Below are 5,583 nucleotides of genomic sequence, written 5' to 3'. Positions count from 1 at the left end.
GCCCCGCAGACCTTCGCCGCCGACGAGGCGATGCCCATGGCCGCGCCGCCCGCGCCGGATCTCGCCCTCTCGAAGCAGGCGGCCGAGGCCCCCGCGCGCGCCCTGCCTTCGGGCGACAGCGAGGCCTACGCGAACGCGCCCGACAATCCGCTCCGCGTGACCGCCGAGGATCCCGTCTCGACCTTCTCGATCGACGTGGATACGGCGAGCTACGCCATCCTCCGCTCGAGCCTGCGGGCCGGGCAGCTTCCCCCGCGCGAGGCGGTGCGGATCGAGGAGATGATCAACTACTTCCCCTACGATTATCCGGCGCCGGAAAGCGGCACGCCCCCCTTCCGCCCCAGCCTCTCCGTCACCCGGACACCCTGGAACCCCGAGACGCGGCTTGTCCATGTGGCGCTGCAGGGCAGGATGCCCGCCATCGAGGACCGGCCGCCGCTGAACCTCGTCTTCCTGATCGACACGTCGGGATCGATGCAGGATCCGGCGAAGCTGCCGCTGCTCAAGCAGTCGTTCGGGCTGATGCTCGGCCGCCTGCGTCCCGAGGATCAGGTGGCCATCGTGACCTATGCCGGCTCGGCGGGCCAGGTGCTGGCGCCCACGCCCGCGAACCAGCGCAGCACGATCCTCTCCGCCCTCGACCGGCTCGATGCCGGCGGATCGACCGCGGGAGAGGAGGGGCTGGCGCTGGCCTACCGGACCGCCGCTGAAATGGCGGGCGCGGGCGAGGTCACGCGCGTGGTGCTGGCCACCGACGGAGACTTCAACCTCGGGATCAGCGACCCGGAGGAGCTGGCCCGCCTCGTGGCGCACGAGCGCGATACCGGCGTCTATCTCTCGGTGCTGGGCTTCGGGCGCGGCAATCTCGACGATGCGACGATGCAGGCGCTGGCGCAGAACGGCAACGGACAGGCCGCCTATATCGACAGTCTGAACGAGGCGCAGAAGGTTCTGGTCGACCAGCTCGGCGGCGCGCTCTTTCCCATTGCCGACGATGTGAAGGTGCAGGTGGAGTGGAACCCCGCCCGCGTCGCGGAATACCGGCTCATCGGCTACGAGACCCGCGACCTGCGCCGCGAGGATTTCGCCAATGACCGCGTCGATGCGGGCGAGATCGGCGCCGGCCATTCGGTGACGGCGATCTACGAGATCACGCCTGCGGACAGCCCCGCGCGCCTGACCGATCCCCTGCGCTACGGCGCCGAGCCGCCCGAGGGCGCGCATGGCGACGAGCTGGGCTTTCTGCGGCTGCGCTACAAGGCGCCGGGCGAGAGCACGTCGACCCTGATCGACACGCCGATCCCGGACATGCTGACCGAGGGGTCCGAGGACGTGCGCTTCTCCACCGCCATCGCGGGCTTCGGCGAGCTTCTGCGCGGATCGGACAAGCTCGGCGCGTGGGGCTGGGACGAGGCCATCGCCTTGGCCGACGGCGCGCGCGGGGCCGACCCCTTCGGCTACCGGGTAGAGGCGGTTCAGCTGATGCGCCTGGCCGAGAGCCTCAGCCGCTGACGGCGGATGCCTTCGGGCGCCTCTCTCCGGCCGCTGCATCCCTGCCGCCTGCGAAGCGCATCGAAGCAGGAGCGGCAGGCACTCTCGACGGGCGGGCGCACGAGCCTGCCCCTGTCGAGGAGGCTTCCTGCGCATGGCAGCGGTCGTGCCATCCGCGCTTCGCGAATGGCGGGGTCTTTGGCCGCAAAGGGCACACAGCAAAAGGAGCGCGCCTTGCGGCGCGCCCCCCGGACGACATCGACAGAGAGATCAGGCCTCGACCGGCTCCTTGACCGCCTCGATGGACTTGGTCCCACCGAGATCACCGCGGGCGATCTCGATGCGGCGCGGCTTCAGCGCCTCGGGCGTCTCGCGCACCAGATCGATATGCAGCATCCCGTGCTCGTGCGTGGCGCCGGAGACGCGGACATGATCGGCCAGCGCGAAGCGGCGTTCGAAGGCACGGGTCGCGATGCCGCGGTGGAGATAGGTCCGCTCGGCCTCGTCCGCGGCCTTCCGGGCGCCGACATGGAGCGTGTTCTCCTTGACCTCGACGGCCAGCTCGTCGGGCGTGAAGCCCGCCACCGCGATCGAGATGCGATAGGCATTCTCGGCGGTCTTCTCGATGTTGTAGGGCGGATAGGTGGGCTGGGCGACTTCGCTGGTCATCACGCGGTCCATCAGGTCGGCGATCCGGTCGAAGCCGACGGTGGCGCGGTAGAGCGGCGAGAAATCATAGCTACGCATGGTCATCCTCCAAGAAGCGATGCTGTGCGGTCCTCCCACCGGGGGACGGACCAGACGCCGGGCCCGTTGTGGCACCCGGCAGGAGGAATCTGGGCAGGCGCCGCGGCCATTTCAAGAGCCCTCGCCGGCCCACCCGAAAGCCGGCGCGGCTGACGCCGGAGCGCCTCACGGCCGCCCTCGGCCCGGGGAAGCCTGAAGCCGCCCGGCGCTGGCGACGGGTCCCGCCCCGCCAGAGGATCGCGCCTCCGGCCCAGGGAAGCCGCCAGAGGCTGGCCCGCGTCCCCTAGGGCAGCTCGGGGCGCACGAACTTCGCCCCGCCCCCCTCCATCCGCACCAGCGGCTCGACCCTTCGGATCTGGCCGCCAGCATGGTCGAGCTCGGCCAGAAGGTCCTCGAGCGGATCGCCGATGTCGGTCCCGAGCGCGATCGGCCTGCCGTCCAGCTCCGCCTTGGCCGAGACGATCGAGACGAGCCGCGGCATGCCCTCGCGCAGGATGAAGACCGGCGCGCCCGACGAGCCGAAATCGACCGCGCAGGACAGGACCAGCGCGCCCGGCAGCCGTCCGATCACGCTGCAGACCTCCTGCAGCGACGGCGCCTCGGCCCGGTCCTGCGCATAGGAGACGACACCCACCCGGTCGCCGGTGAGGGCGCCCGGCTCCAGCCCGAAGGGCCGGACCGAGGGCAGCCGGATCGGCCGGTCGAGTTCGAGCAGGGCCAGATCGAACCGCACCCGCTCGGCCGGTTCGCTGCCGGAAAAGACATAGTCGGGATGGGCAAGCGCCCGCCGCACCGTCCGGTAGGCCGCCGCGCGCCCGTTCCGCCAGCCCGCCAGAAACTCGAGCGCATGGGTCTCGATCCGGGCGCCGGTCTCCTTGTCGTAGAGGCAGTGCGCCGCCGTCAGCACGAGACCGGGCCGGATCAGCACGCCGGTGCAGAACCCCCGGTCGCCGAGGAGAAGCTTGCCCACCGCCTCCCAGCCCCGGCTGTCGTCCCCGGTCTCGAGGCTCTTCAGCCGCGCCTCCTGCGCCGGGGCGGGCCCCGCAAGCCAGAGGATCAGCCCGAGGATCGTGAGGATGCGCATGGATGCTCCGGAAGCCATGGCCCCTCGGGCTAGGCTCCGCTCATGGCCTTTTCATGGCGGATCGTTGCCGAGCTCCAGACGGCGCGGCTTCGGGCCGCCCGTCGCCCAGTCCAGAAGCTCGACCGTATGGACGACCGGCACGCCTATCCCCGAGCCGATCTGCATGATGCAGCCGATGTTGCCCGCCGAGACCACATCGGGCTTCCGCGCTTCGAGGGTCGCCACCTTGCGCGCCTTGAGCTCGGCCGAAATCTCGGGATGGAGCAGATTGTAGGTCCCGGCCGAGCCGCAGCAGAGATGCGGGTCGGCGGGCTCGGTCACTTCGAAGCCCGCGCGGGCCAGAAGCTCCTTGGGCGCCTGCCGGATGCGCTGCCCGTGCTGGAGCGAGCAGGCCGAGTGGTAGGCCACCCGCAGCCCCTTCGGCGCGCCCTCGGGCAGGCCCAGCCGTTCGAGCAGTTCGGTCACGTCGAGCGCCAGCGCCGAAACCTCGGCCGCTTCCGCCGCCAGCGGATCGTTGCGGAAGATATGGCCGTAATCCTTGATCGTCGTGCCGCAGCCGCTCGTGTTGATCACGATCGCATCGAGCCCCCGCGCCCGCTTCTCCGCCATCCAGGCGCGGATGTTGGTCGAAGCCAGCCCGTGGCTCTGCTCGGCCCGGCCCATGTGATGGGTGAGCGCCCCGCAGCAGCCCATGCCCTTCGGGATCACCACCTCGCAGCCCATCCGCCGCAGAAGCCGGATCGTGGCATCGTTGATGTCGGTGTCGAGCGCCCGCTGCGCGCAGCCCGTGAGCAGTGCCACCCGCATCCGTTTCGGCCCCTTGGCCTCGAACACCTGCGGCCGGTCGTTCGGCGAGGGCTTCGGCACATGATGCGGCGCCAGCGCCAGCATGGCCTTCAGCCGCGCGTCGGGCACCAGCCCCGCGAAGGGCCGGCCCAGCTGCGCCAGCCGCAGCGCCGCGCGGAACCGCGCCGGATAGGGCAGAAGCTGCGCCACCGTCCAGCGCAGCAGGCGCTCGAACAGCGGGCGGCGATAGGTCTTCTCGATATGATCGCGGGCATGATCGACGAGATGCATGTAATGCACGCCCGAGGGGCAGGTCGTCATGCAGGCGAGGCAGCCGAGGCAGCGGTCGATGTGCTTCACCGTCTTGGCATCGGCAGGCCGCCCGGCCTCGAGCATGTCCTTGATGAGGTAGATGCGGCCGCGCGGGCTGTCGAGCTCGTCGCCCAGCACCTGATAGGTGGGGCAGGTGGCCGTGCAGAAGCCGCAATGGACACAGGCGCGCAGGATCTCGTTCGCGCGTGCGACGCCCGGATCCTGCAGCTGCTCGTCGGTGAAGGTCGTCTGCAAGAGGCTCTCCCGTCAGGCCATGAGGCCGGGGTTGAAGAGGCCGCGCGGGTCGAACCTCGCGCGGAGGCTGGCCGCCAGGGCCGCGAGCGGCAGCGGCTCGGGATGGAAGGCCGCGACCGGCGCCGTGCCCCGCACCAGCGTGGCATGGCCGGCAAAGGGGCCGATCCGCGCCCGCAGATCGGTGCCGGGCTCCGTCAGGATCCAGACCAGCCCGCCGCCCCAGTCGAAGAGCGCCGCGCCGCCCGCCCGCGCCGCCACCGCCGGCCCATCCGAAGGCCTGAGCGAGAGCCGCCAGACATCGCCCTCCCGGCCGTGGAAGGGCGCCACGTCGCGGATCGCCGCCCACGGGCTCTCGACCTCGGCCGCCTCGCCGAAGCCCGCAAGCAGCCGGCGCAGCCTGCCCGCGCGGTAGCGCACCGACGCCTCGAACCCCTCGATCCGCAGGAAGGTCCCCCGCCCCGGCCAATGCGCCGCGCCCGAGACATCGAAGGGCGATCCCAGCGCCGCGGCCATCGCTTCCACGGCCCGCTCCGGCGCGAGGTCCGGCAGGGCCAGCGTCAGCTCCGTCTCGGGCAGCGGCAGCAGCTTGAAGGCCACCTCGCTCAGCACGCCCAGCGTGCCGTGGCTGCCCGCCATCAGCTTCACCAGATCGTAGCCGGTGACATTCTTCATCACCCGCCCGCCGTTCTTCACCACCTGCCCCGCGCCATCCACGAAGCGCACGCCGATCAGACTGTCGCGGCAGGCCCCGGCCTGGATGCGCCGCGGCCCCGAGCCATTGGCCGCCACCACGCCGCCCAGCGTCGAGACGCCCTCCCGCCCGAGGAGCCCGCGCAGGTCCGGCGCCTCGAAGGGCAGCCGCTGGCCCTCGGCCGCAAGCATCGCCTCGATCTCCCCGAGCGGGCTGC

General features: G+C 71.4%; 5 protein-coding genes. 1 reads left to right on the top strand and 4 read right to left on the bottom strand.

Features of this window, described 5'->3' with window-relative positions; translation table 11 throughout:
* Nucleotides 1-1,512, top strand: a 1,512-nt coding sequence (locus tag A9O63_RS17750) for a vWA domain-containing protein (RefSeq protein ID WP_069333110.1), incomplete at its 5' end; no start/stop codon positions are given.
* Nucleotides 1,513-1,761: 249 nt separating this feature from the next.
* On the opposite strand, the gene A9O63_RS17745 is transcribed toward A9O63_RS17750, so the two are convergent.
* The 4 genes from A9O63_RS17745 to A9O63_RS17730 all read right to left on the bottom strand — a co-directional run.
* Entirely contained in the window at nucleotides 1,762-2,238 is a 477-nt protein-coding gene (locus A9O63_RS17745; protein ID WP_009563062.1) for an Hsp20 family protein, read from the bottom strand.
* A gap of 283 nt (nucleotides 2,239-2,521) precedes the next feature.
* A complete protein-coding gene (locus tag A9O63_RS17740) occupies nucleotides 2,522-3,322 on the bottom strand; it encodes a trypsin-like serine peptidase (protein WP_069333109.1) in 801 nt (266 codons plus the stop codon).
* 51 nt (nucleotides 3,323-3,373) lie between these two features.
* Nucleotides 3,374-4,675 carry a glycolate oxidase subunit GlcF gene (gene glcF, locus A9O63_RS17735; RefSeq protein ID WP_069333108.1) on the bottom strand — a complete coding sequence of 434 codons (1,302 nt, stop codon included), beginning with the start codon at nucleotides 4,673-4,675 and terminating at the stop codon, nucleotides 3,374-3,376.
* A gap of 12 nt (nucleotides 4,676-4,687) precedes the next feature.
* Nucleotides 4,688-5,583, bottom strand: an 896-nt coding sequence (locus A9O63_RS17730) for an FAD-binding protein (RefSeq protein ID WP_069333107.1), incomplete at its 5' end; no start/stop codon positions are given.

The sequence above is a fragment of the Cereibacter johrii genome, assembly GCF_001720585.1.
Lineage (GTDB): Bacteria > Pseudomonadota > Alphaproteobacteria > Rhodobacterales > Rhodobacteraceae > Cereibacter_A > Cereibacter_A johrii.
This window is presented reverse-complemented; position numbering and strand designations above follow the sequence as displayed.